Annotated in this window: 18 protein-coding genes; 12 read left to right on the plus strand and 6 right to left on the minus strand. The window is 59.9% G+C overall.

Annotated elements, in window-relative coordinates:
• The first annotated feature begins 65 nt into the window (after positions 1–65).
• Genes V5P19_RS18835 through hycI form a run of 8 tightly spaced genes read left to right on the plus strand, consistent with a single transcriptional unit; the run spans position 66 to position 7315 of the window.
• Positions 66–674: a 4Fe-4S dicluster domain-containing protein gene (locus tag V5P19_RS18835; protein ID WP_334406349.1), complete on the plus strand. Its 609-nt coding sequence runs from the start codon at positions 66–68 to the stop codon at positions 672–674.
• A complete protein-coding gene (hycC, locus tag V5P19_RS18840; protein WP_334406351.1) occupies positions 671–2485 on the plus strand; it encodes a formate hydrogenlyase subunit 3 in 1815 nt (604 codons plus the stop codon). The genes V5P19_RS18835 and hycC overlap by 4 nt, the downstream gene beginning before the upstream one ends.
• Before the next feature lies 1 nt (position 2486).
• Positions 2487–3410: a respiratory chain complex I subunit 1 family protein gene (locus V5P19_RS18845; protein WP_334406353.1), complete on the plus strand. Its 924-nt coding sequence runs from the start codon at positions 2487–2489 to the stop codon at positions 3408–3410.
• Positions 3411–3425: 15 nt separating this feature from the next.
• The gene (gene hycE / locus V5P19_RS18850) at positions 3426–5135 is read left to right on the plus strand and encodes a formate hydrogenlyase subunit HycE (RefSeq protein ID WP_334406355.1); all 1710 of its coding nucleotides are present in this window, start codon (positions 3426–3428) and stop codon (positions 5133–5135) included.
• A 9-nt stretch (positions 5136–5144) separates the two neighbouring features.
• Entirely contained in the window at positions 5145–5687 is a 543-nt protein-coding gene (locus tag V5P19_RS18855; RefSeq protein WP_334406357.1) for a formate hydrogenlyase complex iron-sulfur subunit, read from the plus strand.
• On the plus strand, positions 5687–6454 hold the full coding sequence (locus tag V5P19_RS18860; protein WP_334406359.1) for an NADH-quinone oxidoreductase subunit B family protein: 768 nt from the start codon (positions 5687–5689) through the stop codon (positions 6452–6454). Before V5P19_RS18855 ends, V5P19_RS18860 begins: the two co-directional genes overlap by 1 nt.
• On the plus strand, positions 6451–6861 hold the full coding sequence (locus tag V5P19_RS18865) for a formate hydrogenlyase maturation HycH family protein (RefSeq protein ID WP_334406361.1): 411 nt from the start codon (positions 6451–6453) through the stop codon (positions 6859–6861). The genes V5P19_RS18860 and V5P19_RS18865 overlap by 4 nt, the downstream gene beginning before the upstream one ends.
• Positions 6854–7315 carry a hydrogenase maturation peptidase HycI gene (hycI, locus tag V5P19_RS18870; RefSeq protein WP_334406363.1) on the plus strand — a complete coding sequence of 154 codons (462 nt, stop codon included), beginning with the start codon at positions 6854–6856 and terminating at the stop codon, positions 7313–7315. Before V5P19_RS18865 ends, hycI begins: the two co-directional genes overlap by 8 nt.
• 57 nt (positions 7316–7372) lie before the next feature.
• Here the strand turns inward: hycI and V5P19_RS18875 are convergent, their stop codons facing one another.
• Positions 7373–8797, minus strand: coding sequence for a 6-phospho-beta-glucosidase (locus V5P19_RS18875; RefSeq protein WP_334406366.1), 1425 nt, complete (start codon positions 8795–8797; stop codon positions 7373–7375).
• Between the two features lie 18 nt (positions 8798–8815).
• On the minus strand, positions 8816–10267 hold the full coding sequence (gene ascF, locus V5P19_RS18880; RefSeq protein ID WP_334406368.1) for a PTS cellobiose/arbutin/salicin transporter subunit IIBC: 1452 nt from the start codon (positions 10265–10267) through the stop codon (positions 8816–8818).
• 213 nt (positions 10268–10480) lie between these two features.
• Between ascF and V5P19_RS18885 the strand changes: the two genes are divergently transcribed.
• The 4 genes from V5P19_RS18885 (at position 10481) to V5P19_RS18900 (ending at position 15421) form a co-directional block, all read left to right on the plus strand.
• Positions 10481–11494, plus strand: a complete 1014-nt coding sequence (locus V5P19_RS18885; RefSeq protein ID WP_334406371.1) for a LacI family DNA-binding transcriptional regulator — start codon at positions 10481–10483, stop codon at positions 11492–11494.
• Positions 11495–11628: 134 nt separating this feature from the next.
• The gene (gene hydN / locus V5P19_RS18890; RefSeq protein ID WP_334406373.1) at positions 11629–12174 is read left to right on the plus strand and encodes an electron transport protein HydN; all 546 of its coding nucleotides are present in this window, start codon (positions 11629–11631) and stop codon (positions 12172–12174) included.
• Positions 12175–12180: 6 nt separating this feature from the next.
• Positions 12181–14397 carry a carbamoyltransferase HypF gene (hypF, locus tag V5P19_RS18895; RefSeq protein WP_334406375.1) on the plus strand — a complete coding sequence of 739 codons (2217 nt, stop codon included), beginning with the start codon at positions 12181–12183 and terminating at the stop codon, positions 14395–14397.
• Between the two features lies 1 nt (position 14398).
• Complete coding sequence (locus V5P19_RS18900; RefSeq protein ID WP_334406377.1) at positions 14399–15421, plus strand: HoxN/HupN/NixA family nickel/cobalt transporter; 1023 nt, start codon at positions 14399–14401, stop codon at positions 15419–15421.
• Here the strand turns inward: V5P19_RS18900 and V5P19_RS18905 are convergent.
• From V5P19_RS18905 to norV, 4 genes are all read right to left on the minus strand, one after another.
• Positions 15394–17058: an SgrR family transcriptional regulator gene (locus V5P19_RS18905; protein WP_334406379.1), complete on the minus strand. Its 1665-nt coding sequence runs from the start codon at positions 17056–17058 to the stop codon at positions 15394–15396. The two genes, V5P19_RS18900 and V5P19_RS18905, sit on opposite strands and share 28 nt — an antisense overlap.
• A 103-nt stretch (positions 17059–17161) precedes the next feature.
• Entirely contained in the window at positions 17162–17320 is a 159-nt protein-coding gene (locus tag V5P19_RS18910) for a hypothetical protein (protein WP_334406381.1), read from the minus strand.
• A 175-nt stretch (positions 17321–17495) separates the two neighbouring features.
• On the minus strand, positions 17496–18629 hold the full coding sequence (gene norW, locus V5P19_RS18915) for an NADH:flavorubredoxin reductase NorW (RefSeq protein WP_334406383.1): 1134 nt from the start codon (positions 18627–18629) through the stop codon (positions 17496–17498).
• Entirely contained in the window at positions 18626–20068 is a 1443-nt protein-coding gene (gene norV, locus V5P19_RS18920; protein ID WP_334406385.1) for an anaerobic nitric oxide reductase flavorubredoxin, read from the minus strand. Before norV ends, norW begins: the two co-directional genes overlap by 4 nt.
• Between the last annotated feature and the right edge of the window lie 81 nt (positions 20069–20149).

Genomic DNA, 20149 nt, shown 5'->3' on the forward strand with positions numbered 1-20149 from the left:
ACGTGTCGAGAAGTGTCGAAAAGACAGTTTTTCGTCAAAAATGACCATCACCCGAGGATGACCCGGTGAACCGTTTTGTAATTGCCGATTCGACGGTCTGTATTGGCTGTCGAACCTGTGAAGCGGCGTGTTCGGAAACGCACCGCCTGCACGGGCTGCAGTCCATGCCGCGCCTGCGCGTCATGCGTAATGAAAAAGAGTCTGCCCCGCAGCTCTGCCACCACTGTGAAGACGCGCCGTGCGCAGGCGTCTGCCCTGTTAACGCCATCACCCGCATCGATGGCGCCGTACAGCTGAACGAAAGCCTGTGCGTAAGCTGCAAGCTGTGCGGCATTGCCTGCCCGTTTGGCGCCATTGAGTTTTCCGGCAGCCGTCCGCTGCATATTCCGGCGAACGCCAATACCCCGAAAGCCCCCTCAGCCCCTCCTGCACCGGCACGCGTAAGCTCGCTGCTCGACTGGGTGCCGGGCGTGCGCGCGGTGGCCGTGAAGTGCGACCTGTGCAGCTTTGATGAGCAAGGCCCGGCCTGCGTACGCACCTGTCCAACCAAGGCGCTGATTCTGGTCAACATTCGCGATATCGCCCGCACCAGCAAGCGTAAGCGCGAGCTGACCATCAACAGCGATTTTGGCGATCTGTCGCTTCTGCAGGCGCTTAATGAGGGGGCGAAATGAACGCAATCACTCTGATTAACAGCGCGGTGGCGTATTTTGTCGCCGCTGCGATTTTGGCGTGGCTCTGCGCTTTTCATAAAACCCTGAGCGGCTGGATCGCCGGAATTGGCGGGGCGCTCGGTAGTCTGATGACGCTGGCGGCGGGCGGCACGGTATTGCTTCGCGGACACGCCGCTAACGCGGTGATACCGCTTGTCCGCCACACCGTTGAGATCACCCCGCTGAATGCCATCTGGCTGGTGACCTTTGGCCTGTGCGGGCTGTTTATCAGCCTGTTTAATATTGACTGGCACCGTCATCAACACGCCAAAGCCAACGGTCTGCTGGTCAATATGCTGATGGCGACGGCGGTATGTGCCGTGATTGCCAGCAACCTCGGGGCGCTGGTGGTGATGGCGGAGATCATGGCGCTTTGCGGCGTATTCCTTACCGGATGCAGCGCCTCTGGCAAGCTCTGGTTTGCGCTGGGACGCCTCGGGACGCTGCTGCTGGCGCTGGCCTGCTGGCTGGTGTGGCAACGCTTCGGCACGCTGGACTTCGCTGCGCTCAACGGCCATCCCCTGGGGAATGATGTCTGGCTGCTGAGCGTGATCGGCTTTGGCCTGCTCGCCGGAATCATCCCGCTGCACGGCTGGGTGCCGCAGGCGCATGCAAATGCCTCCGCGCCCGCCGCCGCGCTGTTTTCTGTGGTGGTCATGAAAGTGGGTCTGTTCGGGATTCTGGCGATTACGCTGACCGGCGGACAACCACCGCTGTGGTGGGGCGTCGTGCTGCTGGTCGCCGGAATGATTACCGCGTTCGTCGGCGGCCTGTACGCGCTGATGGAGCACAATATCCAGCGTCTTCTGGCGTATCACACGCTGGAAAATATCGGCATCATTCTGCTCGGTATTGGCGCGGGCGTGACCGGGCTGGCGCTGAATCAACCGGCGCTGATTGCCGCCGGTTTTATCGGCGGTCTCTATCACCTCGTCAACCACAGCCTGTTTAAAAGTACCCTGTTCCTGGGCGCGGGAAGCGTCTGGTTCCGCACCGGCCATCGGGATATTGAAAAGCTCGGCGGGATTGGCAAAAAGATGCCGGTGATTTCACTGGCGATGCTGGTCGGGCTGATGGCGATGGCCGCGCTGCCGCCGCTGAACGGTTTTGCCGGGGAGTGGGTGATCTATCAGTCCTTCTTCGCGCTCGGCCAGAGCGACGCGTTTATCGCCCGTCTGCTGGGGCCGCTGCTGGCGGTCGGGCTGGCGATTACCGGGGCGCTGGCGGTGATGTGTATGGCGAAAGTCTACGGCGTCACCTTCCTCGGCGCGCCGCGCACCCGCGAAGCTGAAAATGCCTGCTGTGCACCGGTGTTGATGGGTGTGAGCGTGGTTGCGCTGGCGCTGTGCTGCATCGCGGGCGGCGTGGCCGCACCGTGGCTGCTGCCGCTGCTGGGAAGCGCTATTCCGCTGCCGCTGACCGTCGCGAATACCACCGTCTCTCAGCCCATGATCGCGCTGCTGCTGATTGGCGCACCGCTGCTGCCGCTCATCCTGATGCTGTTCTTCAAACGCGACCGGCTCACCTCCCGCTCGCGCGGTGCGGCGTGGGCCTGCGGCTACGAGCATGAACAGTCGATGGTCATCACCGCCCACGGTTTCGCCATGCCGGTGAAAGAGAACTTTGCCGCCGTGCTGAAGCTGCGCCACTGGCTGAACCCGGTGGCGTGGGTGCCGGGATGGCAGAGCGCCGCCGCGCCCGCGCTGTTCCGCCGTCTTGCGGTCATCGAGCTGGCGGTGCTGGTAGTGATTGTGTTTTCACGAGGAGCCTGACATGAGTCTGTTACTGGCAATACTTCAGGCGCTGGTGCTGTTCGCCGCTGCGCCGCTGCTCTCCGGGGTGAGCCGCGTGGCGCGTGCCCGGATGCACAACCGTCGCGGGCCTGGCGTGCTTCAGGAGTACCGCGATCTCTTCAAACTGCTTTCTCGTCAGAGCGTGGCACCGGACGCCGCCGGCTGGGTCTTCCGCCTGACGCCGTTTGTGATGGTGGGCGTGATGCTGACCATCGCCACCGCGCTGCCGGTGGTGACGGTGGGTTCGCCGCTGCCGGCGCTCGGGGATCTGATTACGCTGATTTACCTCTTCGCCATTGCCCGCTTCTTCTTTGCCATTGCGGGTCTGGACACCGGAAGCCCGTTTACCGGCATCGGCGCCAGCCGCGAAGCGATGCTGGGCGTGCTGGTTGAGCCCATCCTGCTGCTCGGACTGTGGGTTGCCGCGCAGGTCGCGGGCTCAACCCATATCAGCTTTATCACCCACACCGTTTACCACTGGCCGGTTGCCCGCTCCATTCCGCTGGTGCTGGCGCTGTGTGCCTGCGCGTTTGCCACGTTTATCGAGATGGGCAAACTGCCGTTCGACCTTGCGGAAGCCGAGCAGGAATTACAGGAAGGACCGTTGACCGAGTACAGCGGCTACGGCTTTGCGGTACTGAAGTGGGGCATCAGCCTCAAACAGCTGGTGGTACTGCAGATGTTTGTCGGCGTCTTTTTCCCGTGGGGGCAGATGACGCACTTCTCCGCAGGCGGTCTGGTGCTGGCCGTGTTGGTTGCCGCCCTCAAGCTGCTGGTTGGCGTGCTGGTGATTGCCCTGTTTGAAAACAGCATGGCGCGTCTGCGTTTTGTGGAAACGTCGCGCATCACCTGGGCCGGTTTTGGTTTTGCATTTTTAGCGTTCGTCTCCTTGCTGGTGGCGTGATTAAAGAGAGTTTTTATGTCTGAAGAAAAGAAAGGTCAGCAGTATCTCGCCGCGTTGCATCAGGCTTTCCCCGGCGTGGTGCTGGAGGAGTCCTGGCAAACCAAAGACCAGATAACCGTCACCGTAAAGGTGAACTATCTGCCGGAAGTGGTGGAGTTTCTCTACTACCAGCAGGGCGGCTGGCTGTCGGTGCTGTTCGGTAACGACGAGCGCCAGCTGTGCGGCAATTACGCCGTGTACTATGTGATGTCGATGGAGCAGGGCGAGAAGTGCTGGCTCACCGTGCGCGTCGAAGTCGATCCGAATAAGCCGGAATACCCGTCAGTCACGCCGCGCGTGCCCGCCGCCGTCTGGGGCGAACGCGAAGTGCGCGACATGTACGGCCTGGTGCCGGTCGGCCTGCCGGACGAGCGCCGTCTGGTGCTGCCGGACGACTGGCCGGATGAACTCTACCCGCTGCGCAAAGACAGCATGGACTACCGTCAGCGCCCGGCACCGACCACCGACAGCGAAACCTACGAATTCATTAACGAGCTGGGCAGCAAGAAGAACAACGTGGTGCCGATCGGCCCGCTGCACGTCACCTCCGACGAACCGGGCCACTTCCGCCTGTTCGTTGACGGCGAAAACATTATCGACGCCGACTACCGCCTGTTCTACGTCCATCGCGGCATGGAAAAGCTGGCGGAAACCCGCATGGGCTACAACGAAGTGACGTTCCTCTCTGACCGCGTGTGCGGCATCTGCGGTTTTGCCCACAGTACCGCCTATACCACCTCGGTGGAGAACGGCATGGGGATTGTGGTGCCCGAGCGCGCGCAGATGATCCGCGCCATTCTGCTGGAGGTGGAACGCCTGCACTCGCACCTGCTGAACCTCGGCCTGGCCTGCCACTTCGTCGGTTTTGACTCCGGATTTATGCAGTTCTTCCGCGTGCGCGAAGCGTCGATGAAGATGGCGGAGATCCTCACCGGGGCGCGTAAAACTTACGGCCTGAACCTGATCGGCGGGATCCGCCGCGACCTGCTGAAAGACGACATGATCCAGACCCGTCAGCTTGCCCAGCAGATGCGCCGCGACGTGCAGGAGCTGGTGGACATGCTGCTCAGCACGCCAAACATCGAGCAGCGCACCGTAGGCATCGGCCGTCTTGACCCGCAAATTGCCCGCGACTTCAGCAATGTCGGCCCGATGGTGCGCGCCAGCGGCCACGCCCGCGATACCCGCGCCGATCACCCGTTCGTCGGCTACGGCCTGCTGCCGATGACCGTGCACAGCGAGCAGGGCTGCGACGTGATTTCTCGTCTCAAGGTGCGCATCAACGAGGTGTTCACCGCGCTGAATATGATCGACTACGGTCTGGACAACCTGCCGGGCGGCCCGCTGATGGTGGAGGGCTTCACCTACATTCCGAACCGCTTCGCCCTCGGCTTTGCCGAAGCGCCGCGCGGGGACGATATCCACTGGAGCATGACCGGTGACAACCAGAAGCTCTACCGCTGGCGCTGCCGTGCGGCCACTTACGCCAACTGGCCAACCCTGCGCTATATGCTGCGCGGCAACACCGTCTCTGACGCCCCGCTGATCATCGGCAGCCTCGACCCGTGCTACTCCTGCACCGACCGCATGACCGTCGTGGACGTTCGCAAGAAGAAAAGCCAGGTGGTGCCGTACAAAGAGCTTGAGCGCTACAGCATCGAGCGTAAGAACTCGCCGCTGAAATAAGGACTCGCCATGTTTACCTTTATCAAAAAAGTGATCAAAACCGGCACGCCCACCAGCCGCTATCCGCTGGAGCCGATGCCGGTCGATAAAAACTTTCGCGGCAAGCCGGAGCACAACCCGCAGCAGTGCATCGGCTGTGCGGCCTGCGTCAACGCCTGTCCGTCGAATGCGCTGACGGTGGAAACGGATCTCAAAACCGGCGAGCTGGCCTGGCAGTTTAACCTCGGGCGCTGCATCTTCTGCGGCCGCTGCGAAGAGGTCTGCCCGACGGTTGCCATTCGGCTCTCCCAGGAGTACGAGCTGGCGGTATGGAAGAAAGAGGACTTTCTGCAGCAGTCCCGTTTTGCCCTGTGCCAGTGTCGGGTCTGCAAACGCCCGTTTGCCGTGCAAAAAGAGATTGATTACGCCATTGCGCTGCTCAAGCACAACGGTGACGCCCGTGCGGAACATCATCGCGACAGCTTTGAAACCTGCCCGGACTGCAAGCGTCAAAAATGCCTGCTGCCGTCCGATCGCATTGATATTACCCGCCATATGAGAGAGGCCAGCTGATGGACAACTTACTTGGCCCACGCGACGATAACGGCATTCCGGTGCCGATGACGGTGGACGAATCCATCGCCAGCATGAAGGCGTCGCTGCTAAAAAAAATCAAACGCTCGGCCTACGTGTACCGCGTAGACTGTGGCGGCTGCAACGGCTGTGAAATCGAGATTTTCGCGACCCTTTCACCGCTGTTTGACGCCGAACGTTTCGGCATAAAAGTGGTACCGTCGCCGCGTCATGCCGACATTCTGCTGTTTACCGGTGCCGTCACCCGCGCCATGCGCTCCCCCGCGCTGCGTGCCTGGCAGTCCGCACCCGACCCAAAAATCTGTATTTCTTACGGAGCCTGCGGCAACAGCGGCGGCATCTTCCACGATCTCTACTGCGTATGGGGCGGAACCGACAAAATCGTGCCAGTGGATGTTTATATTCCGGGTTGCCCGCCAACGCCTGCCGCGACGCTGTACGGTTTTGCGATGGCGCTGGGCCTGCTGGAACAGAAAATCCACGCGCGTGAACCCGGCGCGCTCGACAGCGAGCCCGCCGTCATCCTGCACCCGGATATGGTGCAGCCGCTGCGCGTGAAGGTTGACCGCACGGCGCGCAAGCTGGCGGGATACCGCTATGGCCGGCAAATTGCCGACGATTATCTGCGCCTGCTGAGCCAGGGTGAACATCAGGTGGCGCGCTGGCTGGAGGCGGAAAACGACCCGCGTCTTAATGAGATTGTGGCGAACCTGAATCAGGTGGTGGATGAGGCGCGTATCCGATGAGTGAAACGGTGGTGTTCAGCCAGCTGAGCCGTAAGTTTATTGATGAGAACGATGCCACGCCGGATGCGGCGCAGCAGGTGGTCTATTACAGCCTGGCGATTGGGCATCACCTCGGCGTGATCGACTGTCTGGAAGCGGCGCTGAGCTGTCCGTGGCCCGCTTATCTGGCGTGGATTGCCACGCTGGAAGAGGGCAGTACCGCACGGCGCAAAATGGAGGGGGTGCCGAAATACGGTGAGATTGTTATCGACGCCAACCACATTTCGCTGCTCGCCAACGCGTTCGATGCCGCGCTCAATAGGCAAACTCCGGAGCAGCAGGCGTGGAGCAAAACGCTGCTCAGCATGCTGCACGATATTCACCAGGAGAGCGCCATCTACCTGATGGTGAGGAGATTACGTGACTGACGTTTTACTGTGTGTGGGCAACAGCATGATGGGCGACGATGGGGCAGGCCCGCTTCTGGCGGAGTTGTGCGCCGCAAACCCGCCGGGCAACTGGGTGGTTATCGACGGCGGTAGCGCGCCGGAAAACGACGTGGTGGCGATTCGGGAATTGCACCCGGACAGGTTGCTGATTGTTGATGCCACCGATATGGGGCTTGATCCCGGCGAGATCCGCCTGATTGACCCGGACGACATCGCCGAGATGTTTATGATGACTACCCACAATATGCCGCTGAATTACCTCGTGGATCAGATCAAGGATGACGTGGGGGAAGTGCTGTTTTTGGGCATTCAGCCGGACATTGTTGGGTTTTATTACCCTATGACGCCGCCGGTGAAAGAGGCGGTGGACGTGGTCTATTCACGGCTTGCAGGATGGATGGGCAACGGGGGTTTTGACCCTCTCACGTCTTAGTGAGAGGGTGTGTTTTCCCCTCTCCCTTATGGGGAGAGGGTTAGGGAGACGTACCGGCTACTCGAGATCCGCCCCGTTGCTCGCAATCACCTTCTTATACCACCAGAACGATTTCTTACGCTTCCTGTCCAGAGTGCCGTTCCCGGCATCGTCGCGATCAACGTAGACGAACCCATAGCGCTTGCTCATCTCGCCGGTTGACGCCGCCACCAGATCAATGCAGCCCCAGGTGGTGTAGCCCATCAGCGGTACGCCGTCCTCGATGGCATCGCCCATGGCGCGGATATGCTCGCGCAGGTAGCTGATGCGGTAGTCGTCGTTGATCTCGCCGTTGGCGTCAATTTCGTCCTTCGCACCGAGGCCGTTTTCAACCAGGAACAGCGGCTTCTGGTAGCGGTCGTACATCATGTTCATGGTGATGCGCAGGCCCAGCGGATCGATGCCCCAGCCCCACTCGCTCACCTGAATGTGCGGGTTACGCAGGGATTTCACGATGTTCGCTGCGCTGGTGTTGCCCGCGTTCATGTCTGCCGACGCGCAGCGCGAGGCGTAGTAGCTGAACGAAACGAAATCGACGGTGTTTTTCAGCAGGTCGTCATCGCCAGGGTCTTTAACAATCACCACCCCTTTTTCGCGGAATACGCGCGCAGAGTAGGCCGGATAGCTGCCGCGCGCCTGTACGTCGATAAAGAACAGGTTCTCGCGGTCTTTCTCCAGCGCCATCCACACGTCTTCCGGTTTGCAGGAGTACGGATAGAAGTTGCCGCCCGCCAGCATGCAGCCGACCTGGTTTTCCGGGTTCACGTCGTGGGCGATTTTAGTGGCCAGCGCGCTTGCCACCAGCTCGTGGTGAGCGGCCTGGTACTTCACCTGATCTTCGTTTTCGCCTTCCTCGAATACCAGCCCCGCGCCGGAGAACGGGCTGTGCAGCATGATGTTGATTTCGTTGAAGGTCAGCCAGTATTTCACCAGACCGTTAAATTCTTCAAAGCAGGTACGGGCATAGCGGGCAAAGAAATCGACCATCCTGCGGTTGCGCCAGGAGCCGTACTCCGTCACCAGGTGCATGGGGACGTCGAAGTGGCACAGGGTGACCAGCGGTTCGATATTGTACTTTTTGCACTCTTCAAACACCGCGCGGTAGAAGGCAATGCCGTCTTTATTCGGCAGCGGCTCATCGCCGTTCGGGTAGAGGCGGCTCCAGGCAATCGAGGTGCGGAACACCGTGAAGCCCATCTCTGCCATCAGGGCGATGTCTTCTTTATAGCGATGGTAAAAATCAATCGCCTCGTGGCTTGGGTAGAACTCGTCGTCACGCAGCGAAAAACGTTTTTCCTTACCGACCTTCACCGCCAGGCGATTTGCGCCGTGGGGGATCATATCGACCGTCGTCAGTCCTTTGCCGCCTTCACGGTAGGCGCCTTCACTCTGGTTGGCGGCAAGCGCGCCGCCCCATAAAAATCCTTGTGGAAAAACAGACATGCTTACCTCGCTCTCAATTTATACTTGTGCTGCTTTGGCCTGAACCGGTGCGGTCTGCAGGGCGCGCGCTTTTTCGGCGTCGTCTTCGACCGGGATATCTTCAAAGCCTAATATCAGGGTCAGAACAAACGACAGCACCACCGCCAGCCCCATTACGCCAAACACCCAGACGATGGTCATCGGATTGGCCGGGTCGAAGAACTGCACGCTGGTGAACAGCCCCGGCGCCGCCATTGAGTGGCTGGCAAGGCCTGCCATACCGGCAATCGCGCCGCAGATAAAGCCGCTGATCAGGCTCGCAATCAGCGGGCGCTTCAGACGTACCGCCACGCCGTACAGGGCCGGTTCTGAGATACCCGCCATAATGGCAGAGGCCGCCGCCGCCAGCGCCGTCTGGCGCAGTTCAGGGTTTTTCGTTTTCCACGCCACCGCCAGTGAAGAACCGCCAAGCGACAGGTTGGCGCCGATCTCCGACGGCATCACCATGCCTTCCTTACCCGTTTCAGCAATGGTCTGAATGATAGTCGGCGTAAACACGCGGTGCATCCCGGTCATCACCAGCAGCGGCCACAGCGCCCCCATAATGGCGACGGAGAGCCAGCCCAGATAACCATGAATGGTGTACACCAGTGCGGAGATGGCGCTACCGATCCAGATCCCGAGCGGCCCAATCAGCACGATGGCGAGCGGGGCGGCAATCAGCACGATCAGCATCGGTTTAAGGAAGTTTTTGGTCACCGCCGGGGTAATGCGATCGACCCAGCGTTCGATGTACGACAGGCACCAGGTCATCACCAGCGCCGGGATCACCGTATAGGTGTATTTCACCGCCGTGACCGGAATAAAGGCGAACTCAACGTGTTCACCCTGCGCGGCTTTCGCCATCAGCTCGATAAAGCTTGGGTGCACCAGCACGCCCGCAATGGCTATCGCCAGCGACATGTTGGTTTTGAATTTCACCGCCGCCGAGGCCGCCACCATCAGCGGCAGGAAGAAGAACGCGCCGTCGCCAATGACCGTCAGAATGGTGAGCGTCGGCGCGCCTTTTGGCAGCACTCCGGTCATCTCAAGGATCATCGCCAGCAGCTTGACCATTGAACCGCCGATGATCGCCGGGATCAGCGGGGACATGGTGCCGATCAGCGCGTCGAGGATCCCGGCCCCAATCCGACGCAACGTCATTTTTTGCGTGCCAGCCGGTTCGGCAGGCTGCAGGTTCGTAGGCAGCAGGCTCACCACCTCGCGGTAGGCCTGAGAAACGGTATTGCCGATAATCACCTGGCACTGGTTGTCGTTGCGCACGACGCCGAGTACGCCGCTGATGCTTTTCAGGCGCGCAGCGTCGGTGAGGCTTTCGTCTTTCAGAACGAAACGCAGACGCGTCATGCAGTGGGTGACGGCGACGATGTTGTCTTTTCCGCCAAGCGCGCTGACAACGTCATTCGCCAGCGCGGCATAATTTTTGGCCATCGGATGTGATCCTGTTATCGTTGTGAGAAATGTAGGAAACCGGTTCCACATAATCATCATGAGTTTTTATGAATCAAACAAGATCGCTTTTTGTGCATTTTTTCGTTTCGTGATGACGATCACCTGTCGGTAGAAAAAGCGTGAGATCGCCGCTGCGACAATTTTTCTGCGGTGCAGTACACTGCGCCCATCAGTTTCATACGGAATAACAACATGACCACGATGCTGGAAGTGGCAAAGCGAGCTGGCGTTTCGAAAGCGACGGTATCCCGGGTGCTGTCGGGGAACGGCTACGTCAGCCAGGAGACGAAAGACCGAGTATTTCAGGCCATTGAAGAGAGCGGGTATCGCCCGAACCTGCTGGCGCGTAACCTGGCCACTAAGCGCACCCAGACGCTGGGGCTGGTGGTAACGAATACCCTCTACCACGGCGTCTATTTTAGCGAGCTGCTGTTTCACGCCGCCCGCATGACGGAAGAGAAGGGTCGGCAGCTGATTCTCGCGGACGGCAAGCACAGCGCCGATGAAGAACGCGAGGCGATCCAGTATCTGCTCGATATGCGCTGCGACGCCGTGATTATTTACCCGCGCTTCCTGAGCGTGGAGGAGATGGATGACATCGTCGACAAATGCGAACAGCCCATTATGGTGCTCAACCGCCGCCTGCGGAAAAACAGCAGCCACAGCGTCTGGTCAGATCATAAGGCCTCCTGTCAGGAGGCGGTCTCGCAGCTGATTGAGAAGGGACACCGTGACATTGCGTTTATCACCGGTTCGCTGGATTCCCCAACCGGCGTCGAACGTCTCTCCGGCTACAAAGACGCGCTGACGCAGCACGGTATTGCGCCGCGTGATGCGCTGATCGCCGAAGGAAAGTGGAACCCCGCCAGCGGCGCGGCGGCCGTTACCGCGCTGCTGTCCCGCGGGGAACGCTTCACGGCGCTGGTGGCGAGCAATGACGATATGGCGATTGGTGCCATGAAGCAGCTTCACGACAGCGGCGTGGCCACGCCGGAGGCGGTATCGGTGATGGGGTTTGACGATGTGGCTATCGCGCCCTACATGGTGCCGTCGCTTTCTAGCGTGCGCATTCCGGTGACGGAGATGATCAAAGAGACCATCAGCCGCCTGATCTTCATGCTGGATGGCGGTGAATTCAAATATCAGCAAACCTTCTCCGGCGAGCTTGTCCTGCGCGACTCTGTCATTGACGGCCCGCATCGCTGACGTCGTCAGCTGTCGTCGTCAGAAGTGACGATGACAGCGCATCGTCATTTATTAAAACCTCAATAAATCAACGTGTTAATTATTGGCACGGTTTATGTATAGCTCCGCGCATGACTGTAATGCTGGAGAAGCAGATGAACCGTTTTATGATGGCCGATGCCAGTAAGTGTATTGGCTGCCGTACCTGTGAAGTTGCATGCGTTGTATCCCACCAGACCGAGCAGGATTGTGCCTCCCTGACGCCGGCATCCTTCCTGCCGCGTATTCACGTGATCAAGGGCGTGAACATTTCTACCGCCGCGATTTGTCGTCAGTGCGAAGACGCACCGTGCGCCAACGTCTGCCCGAACGGCGCCATCAAGCGCGAGAAAGGGTTTGTCCACGTGATGCAGGAGCGTTGCATCGGGTGCAAAACCTGCGTAGTGGCCTGCCCGTATGGCGCGATGGAGGTCGTCGTCCGTCCGGTGGTGCGCAACAGCGGCATGGGGCTGAACGTGCGCGCGGATAAAGCCGAAGCCAACAAATGCGATCTTTGCTACCACCGTGAAGCCGGCCCGGCCTGTATGGAAGCCTGTCCAACGCATGCGCTGGTCTGCGTGGATCGCGACAAGCTCGAACAGATGAGCGCCGAAAAGCGCCGTCGCGCGGCATTCGATACCACATCGTCACTGCTGTTTTAACGCGTAATGAGCAGTAACGGCATACAGCTGCGGGTGCGCGGCAAAGTGCAGGGCGTCGGGTTTCGTCCCTTCATCTGGCAGCTGGCGCATCAGCTTCAGCTGACGGGTGACGTCTGCAATGACGGAGAGGGCGTGCTGGTGCGCCTTGCGGGTAATGGGGGGCATTTCACCGCGAGGCTGCGCCAGGACTGCCCACCGCTGGCGCGTATTGACGATATTGACGCGCAGCCATTCAGCTGGGCAACTGTGCCCGATCGCTTCACCATTCGCCGCAGCGCGGGCGGGGCGATGGACACGCAGATTGTCCCGGATGCCGCCACCTGTCCGGCATGCGTGGCGGAAATGCGCGATCCCCGCGAACGCCGTTACCGCTACCCGTTTATCAACTGCACCCACTGCGGTCCGCGCTTTACGATTATCCGCGCCATGCCGTATGACCGACCCGCCACGTCAATGGCGGCATTCCCCCTCTGCACGCCGTGTGAAACCGAGTATCGCAATCCTGCCGATCGGCGCTTTCACGCCCAGCCGGTGGCCTGTCCAGACTGCGGGCCCGAGCTTGAGTGGCGGGCGGGTCATGAACGCGCCACGCGCGAGCAAGCCCTGAATGCGGCGGTTGCGATGCTCGTCAACGGCGGAATTGTCGCGATCAAAGGTCTGGGCGGTTTTCACCTTGCCTGCGACGCGCGTAATCCGCAGGCGGTGGCAACGCTCCGGGCACGGAAGCAGCGTCCTGCGAAGCCGCTGGCGGTCATGATCCCGCAGGCGACGGGCTTGCCGGAAACGGTTCAAAGGCTGCTCTGTTCGCCCGCCGCGCCGATTGTGCTTACGCCAAAAGCCTGGCTGCCCGCGTTCCCTGACGAGATTGCGCCGGGTCTGGATGCCGTTGGGGTGATGCTTCCGGCGAACCCGCTACAGCATCTGCTGATCGCGGACTGCCAGCGCCCGCTGGTGATGACCTCCGGCAACCTCAGCGGCAGGCCGCCTGCCATCACTAATCAGCAGGCGCTGGATGAGCTGGGAGAGATAGCCGACGGCATTCTTCTGCATAACCGTGAGATCCTGCAGCGGATGGATGATTCGGTATTAGATCGGGATGGCGTAATGCTGCGTCGGGCGCGGGGTTTTGTGCCGGATGCCATCACGTTGCCCGCAGGTTTTCACACTGTTCCCGCCATGCTGTGCACCGGTGCGGAGATGAAAAATACCTTTTGTCTGGTGCGCGGCAGTCAGGCGGTGCTCAGCCAGCATTTTGGCGATCTCAGCGATGAGGGCGTTGAAGGGCAGTGGCGCGCCGGGCTGTCGGTGATGCAGGACATCTACGCGTTTAAGGCAGAGCGCGTAGTGTGTGATGCCCATCCGGGCTATCACGCCCGTCAGTGGGCGCAAGAGCAGGCATTACCCGTTGAAACCGTGCTGCATCACCACGCGCATGCGGCGGCATGCCTGGCCGAAAACGGCTGGCCGCTCGACGGCGGGGATGTGATTGCCCTGACGCTGGATGGGATCGGCATGGGGGAGGAGGGGGAACTGTGGGGCGGGGAGTGTCTGCGGGTGAGCTATCGTGAGTGCCAACGTCTTGGCGGCCTGCCTGCGGTGGCGCTGCCGGGGGGCGATCTGGCGGCCTTACAGCCGTGGCGCAATTTGCTCGCCCACTGCCTGGCGTTTGTGCCTGACTGGCAACAGTACCCCGAAACCCGCGCCGTACAAGCGCAACACTGGCCGCGCCTGGCGACAGCTATTCAGCGAGGCATTAACGCGCCAAAAGCGTCATCGTGCGGACGATTGTTTGATGCGGTGGCCTGCGCGCTCGGTCTTGAATCGCAGCGCTACGAGGGCGAGGCCGCCTGCAGGCTGGAGGCATTAGCCGCGCAGTGTCCCGGCGTCGACCACCCGGTCACGCTGTCGGTGGAAAACCTGACCCTCTTCTGGCAGCAGTGGCTGACCTGGCGGGCGGAACCCCGCGATCGCGCGTGGGCATTCCATGATGCGCTGGCAAAAGGGGTCGCGGATTTAGCCCGATTCCATGCCCGGCGGCTAAGGCTTTCCACCGTCTGTTTCAGCGGTGGCGTGCTGCACAACCGCCTGCTGCGTGCGCGTCTTCGCCACTACCTCTCTGACTTAACGCTTCTTTTTCCCCATCATCTGCCTGCAGGTGACGGGGCTATCTCCTTCGGGCAGGCGGTCGTTGCTGCCGCCCGGTCATGTTCACAAAGGACTTAAAATGTTACGACTCTTACGCAATGAACCTCGCGCAGCGCTTCTGCTGCTGGCTCTGGTAATGGCCAATCTTCTGGCCTGGGGATGGGCATGGAGCACGTTCAGCGGCAGCACGGCGCTGATGGCTGCCAGCCTGCTCGCCTGGTGCTACGGGCTGCGTCATGCGGTGGATGCTGACCACATTGCCGCGATTGATACCGTCACGCGTAAGATGATGCAGCAGGGCAAACGCCCGTCCGGCGTGGGGGCGTGGTTCTCGCTGGGGCACTCTACCATTGTGGTGCTGGCCTCTATTGCCATTGCCGCGACGGCGACGGCATTTCAGAAAAACATGGCATGGTTCCATGAAACCGGCAGCCTGATTGGCACCGCCGTTTCCGCAACCTTCCTGCTGGCGATGGCGCTGGTCAATATGGTGATTCTGCGCGGTGTCTGGCGCAATTTTCAGGCGCTGAAAAACGGCAAGGTCACCCGGGATGACCTTACGCTGCCTGCTCAGGGCGGGGTGATGAACTGGCTGTTTGGCGCGACCTTCCGCCTGGTCAATAAAAGCTGGCAGATGTATCTGGTCGGCTTCCTGTTTGGCCTCGGTTTTGATACCGCCACCGAAATTGGCGTGCTGGGGATCTCTGCCGCCAGCGCGTCAAACGGTATGTCAGTGTGGTCAATCATGATCTTCCCGGCTCTCTTCGCCAGCGGCATGGCGCTGGTCGATACCCTCGACAATTTGCTGATGGTTGGGGCGTACGGCTGGGCGTTCAACAAGCCGCAGCGCAAGCTCTACTACAACATGACCATCACCGGTACCTCGGTAGTCGTCGCGCTGTTTATCGGCGGGCTGGAAGCACTGGGGCTGCTGGTGGATAAGTTCGGACTCAGCGGCGGTCTCTGGGACCTGATTGGCGCGGTGAATGACAACCTGGGCAACGCGGGATTCGTGGTGGTTGGGCTGTTTATCGCCTGCTGGCTGATCTCAATGGTCAACTATCGCTGGCGCGGCTACGACGCGCTGGTCGTGCGCTCCTGAGCGGGCGGTAGCCAGGCGCGAGTGAAGTCGAGCCAGCCGGCAGCCGTCAAAACAATCCCCTGCACGTTTTCCATGGCGTTAATGCGATAGCGGTAGTGAAACAGCGGCGTACACGCGCCGCTTTCGAGCAGATTGCCGAAGAACGCGGGCAGAAGACGATTTAGGCTCTCTTCGCTCTCGCCATATCCCATTAGCCTCTGCTTCTCTTTCTGCCAGACAGACTCGCCCAGTGCAGTCGCCCACGCCGGTTCGTGGGTGAACCACTCTGCCAGCGCGAACACCGGAAACTCGCCCGACAGATAGTCACCCAGCAATAAATCAGCCTCAACCAGCGCGCCAGTCGCGTGCCACGCTTCGCGATCTTTAAAGGATACGGTTAATTCGCAGCCGCGTTTTTTCAAGCGAGCCTGCAGCGTGCGTGCAATGTCGCACAGCACCGGCGTGTGATAGCAGACAAGCGAAAGTGCCGCAGGAAGTGGCGCTTCTGCGGCATGTGGAAACGAGGGTGCCGTAAGGCCGGGCAGTATTTCGGTACGGGTATCGACATCATCCCGGTGACCAACATGGTGGTTGATCGCCTGAATTTCCTGACGCAGCCAGGCGGCCAGTGGTTGAGCTAAATGGGCATTCATCATTAGCCACGCGAATCCGCCGCTGGTCGAACTCGCCGCTTCCTGCGCGTTGTGCCCCTTTCCGACGGTGATCCACGCGGGTTTTTGCGCTTCGGTTTGGGTGCGCCAGAACTCAATGGCGTGCAGCAGCGGATGCGCGGCGAAGTACCAGGGCTGACGTTCCAGCCGCAAATAGTGCGAATGGTGATGGGCGATAGCGAAAGGTCCGGCACCAATGTTCAGCTGCTGTGGATGAGGCAGCCGACAGGCGTGGTGTGCAAAGCGGTGCGCCAACATCGCGTCGGGCGCGTTCAGCCTAATCTCCAGACACCAGGGGGCGGAAAGCGAGGCATGACTAACATGCTTTAGCCCGACATTGCGCGCAGGATCGGCCAGCGCCTGCTGCAGTGCGCTGAGGATATCTTCATCGCTGATGGCCTGCCCATTGTGCCAGTGTGCGCCGCTGCGCAGGTAAAAGCGCCAACATCGCGTGTCGTCGCTCACGTCCCAGTGATGGGCTAAATCGGGCACCGGCTGCGGGTGGCCTGGGGCATAGCGCGTCAGCCCCGCGTGTACCGCACAGATAATATGCTGCTCTGCGCGACGACGCTGAAGCGCTGGCTGCAGGGACGTTAGCGGTCGATACCAGGGAATGCGCAGCGTGGGCTGATGCTTGAGCCATTTCCCACCCAAAAACGGAGCAATGATGTGATGCAGGCTGGCCGGATCGCCGTCGGCCAGCTGCAGAGCGCTCTGGTAATCTCCTTTCTCCAGACACGCGCGCATCAGCGGCGCGCTAAGTTCGCTGGTGGTTGCCATGCAGTGCAGGGTAGCACGGTGCCCGCGCCCCGGCTGCGCGTTCCAGCTGAGCCATCCGCTGTCCCCAAGCTGGCGCAGTAGGGTGCGCGCGTGTCGCTCACTGCACAGCGCCACCTCGGCAACTTCAGCAATGGTGGTGGGTTTAGGCTCTGCGCCGTAGTGCTGATAAAGCCGTTGATACTGGCGGACTTTCTGAAGCTGGCGCATGGCAGGATACCCGTCACGAGAGAAGAGGGTATGAGTGTAAGTCTTTTTGCGGAATAAATAAGGCCAGAATAGATGAAGTGTTCCGGTTTTTTACGGGCAATGTTTATCGCTTGGCCTTGCTCACCGGCATCATCAATTCGCGCAGCCGTTCGATCCGCGCCTCAGGGCTAAGGTAAAGCCAGCGAAATAAAACCGGTTCCGCTTCACGGGCGCGTTTGAAGTACAGGGAAAGATAGTGGAGTTCTTTGCTGAACGTTGCCATGGGGTATCTCCGGCTGATGAATACCTTAGCAGAGTGCACCGATATCAGGAGGGAAAACAGGTTGATGTTTTTCAGGTGTTCCGTATTTACGCGTTGGATATAAAAAAGCCCCGGGACATCGGGGCTGCGGACAATAACATCCTAAGGTTAAGTAAGGGGCGGAAAAGAATAAGGTTTAAGCGGGCAGCGATTTCAGCAGGGCAAACGCCTCCTTCATCCGGTCTTCGCTGACCACAAAGGCGCGTACCTGACCGTCAGTATCTGACCCCCGCGCCACCATGCCCTGCGGTTCAATGGTAATCTGCCAGTTCAAATCCTGACGCTGGGTTTCGCCTGCCAGGTGCAGCGGTAATTCAGGCGTTTTCACCTTCACCAGCATTGCCGGTAACTTCAGCGCTGCACTATCGCCGAGCAGATTTTTCGCCAGATACAGGGCGCTTAGCTGGATGGGCTGCAGGAACGGCAGAACCTGACCGTTGATTTCGGCGCAATCGCCCAGGGCATAAATATCCGGCTGCGTGGTTTGCAGATAACTGTCGACCTTTACGCCGCGGTTTACTTCCGCGCCGGCGCGCTGCGCCAGGGCGATTTCCGGGCGCAGCCCCGTGGCAGCCACCACCACGTCCACGTCAACATGACGATGGCGGTCGAGCGTAGCGCGTGTGCCGTTTTCCGTTTTGCTCAGGCTTTGTAGCTGAGATTTCAGCAGCAGGTGCACGCCCATATCGGTCAGTCGATGCTGTAATCGACTGCTGACTTCTGCGGGCATCAGCGCCGACAAAATACTTGCCGCGTGGTCGACCAGGGTGACGGCTTTGCCCGCGCGGCAGAAATCCATCGCCAGCTCGGTGCCAATCAGACCGCCGCCAACAATCATCACCCTCTGCGCGTCGCGCAGCAGGGTTTCGCAGGCCTGGTACTCCCGCTGGCTGTTCAGCGTGACCATTAGCTCGCGGCCCTGAACCGATGGCACAAACGCAGAGGCTCCCGTCGCCAGCACCAGCTTGTCGTACTGCCAGCTTTTCTCATTCGCTTTCACCACGCGGGCGGCGGCGTCGATATCGGTGACCCAGGTGTGCGGAAACAGGCGCAGATTGTACTGCTCGGCGAACTCGCCCGCCGTCTGGCGGGTGAGATCTTCAGCGCGCTGATTCTGGCTGATGACGTGGCTTAAATCAGGCTTGTTGTACTCATCCATGCTGTCGGCGGCGATCACCGTCAACGGCACGTTAGCATCCTGTTTGCGGATATTTTTCACCAGCTGGCGGGCGGCAAAGCCCGAGCCGATGATGACGATGCCGTGGTTCATTTTGCCTCCGTACCCAGTTCGTCAAAGACGTCTTTACCGAGAGAGCACTCCGGGCAGAGGAAGTTGTCCGGCACGTCACCCCACGGCGTACCCGGAGCCACGTCCTGCAGCGGCTCGCCCAGCTCTGGGTCGTAGATCCACTGGCAGACGCTGCACTGCATGCGGGGGCCAAGATCGGCTGACGGGGAGGTGGCACAGGCGGTTGGCTGTTCCGCGGATTTTGCGGTCACATCCGGCAGCGGAGCAAGCGCCCACTGACGTGCGATATCACGGCCGTGCTGACGGCAGATTTCCAGCGCATCCACGTCCGGACGCCATTTGGCTTTCAGGCTCATGGACATCTCAAAACCGGCATCCTGTAGGCGGGTAGAGAGACGGTCAACCGCACCGCCGCTCCAGCCGTGGGAGCCAAAGGCGCTGGCGCGTTTGTTACGAAAACGCAGCCCGGTCATCTCCTCCACAAGACCCGCAATTTTCGGCATCATTACGTTGTTCATGGTGGAGGTGCCCACCAGCACGCCCTTAGAGCGGAAGACGTTGGTGAGGACGTCGTTTTTGTCGCTGCGCGCCACGTTGAAGATCTTCACCGCCACGTTCGGATCCACCTCGTTGATGCCCTGGGCAATGGCGTCAGCCATCATGCGGGTGTTGTTGGACATGGTGTCGTAGAAAATCGTGATGCGATCTTCCTGATAATCCGCCGCCCATTTCAGATACAGCTCAACGATCTGGGTCGGATTCTCACGCCACACCACGCCGTGAGAGGTGGCGATCATCTCTACCGGCAGGTTGAAGCCGAGGATCTCGGTGATTTTTGGCGTCACCAGACGGCTGAACGGGGTGAGAATATTGGCGTAGTAGCGCTGGCACTGCTCGAACAGCTCGGCCTGATCCACTTCGTCATTGAACAGGCGTTCGTCGCAGTAGTGCTGGCCGAAGGCGTCGTTGCTGAACAGCACCGCATCGCCGGTCATGTAGGTCATCATGCTGTCCGGCCAGTGCAGCATCGGGGTTTCAACGAAGATCAGCTGTTTGCCGTTACCGATATCCAGCGCGTCGCCGGTTTTCACGGTGTGGAAATTCCACTCCGGATGGTGGTGGTGCCCGTTGATGGAGTCGATAGCGTTGGTGGTGCAGTAGATTGGGGTATTCGGAATGTAAGACATCAGCTCGGTCAGGGCCCCGGCGTGGTCTTCTTCCGCGTGGTTGATGATAATGTAGTCGATAGCATCCAGATCGATTTCGCTGCGCAGGTTCTGCACGAACTCGCGGCTGAATTTGTGATCGACGGTGTCGATCAGCACGTTTTTACCTTCACGAATGAGATAGCTGTTGTAGCTGCTGCCGCGCAGCGTTTTGTATTCCGTCCCGTGGAAATCACGGACTTCCCAGTCACGTTGGCCAACCCAATGGATATTATTTTTAACCAGAATAGACATAGCAACCTCAATATAATACGGCGTTTACAAATAAGATGGTTTAGCTATATCAAGTTGCGTGCCAACTATTTAATGCATTGT

This window comes from Enterobacter sp. UNJFSC 003 (assembly GCF_036903355.1).
In the GTDB taxonomy this organism is placed as follows: domain Bacteria; phylum Pseudomonadota; class Gammaproteobacteria; order Enterobacterales; family Enterobacteriaceae; genus Enterobacter.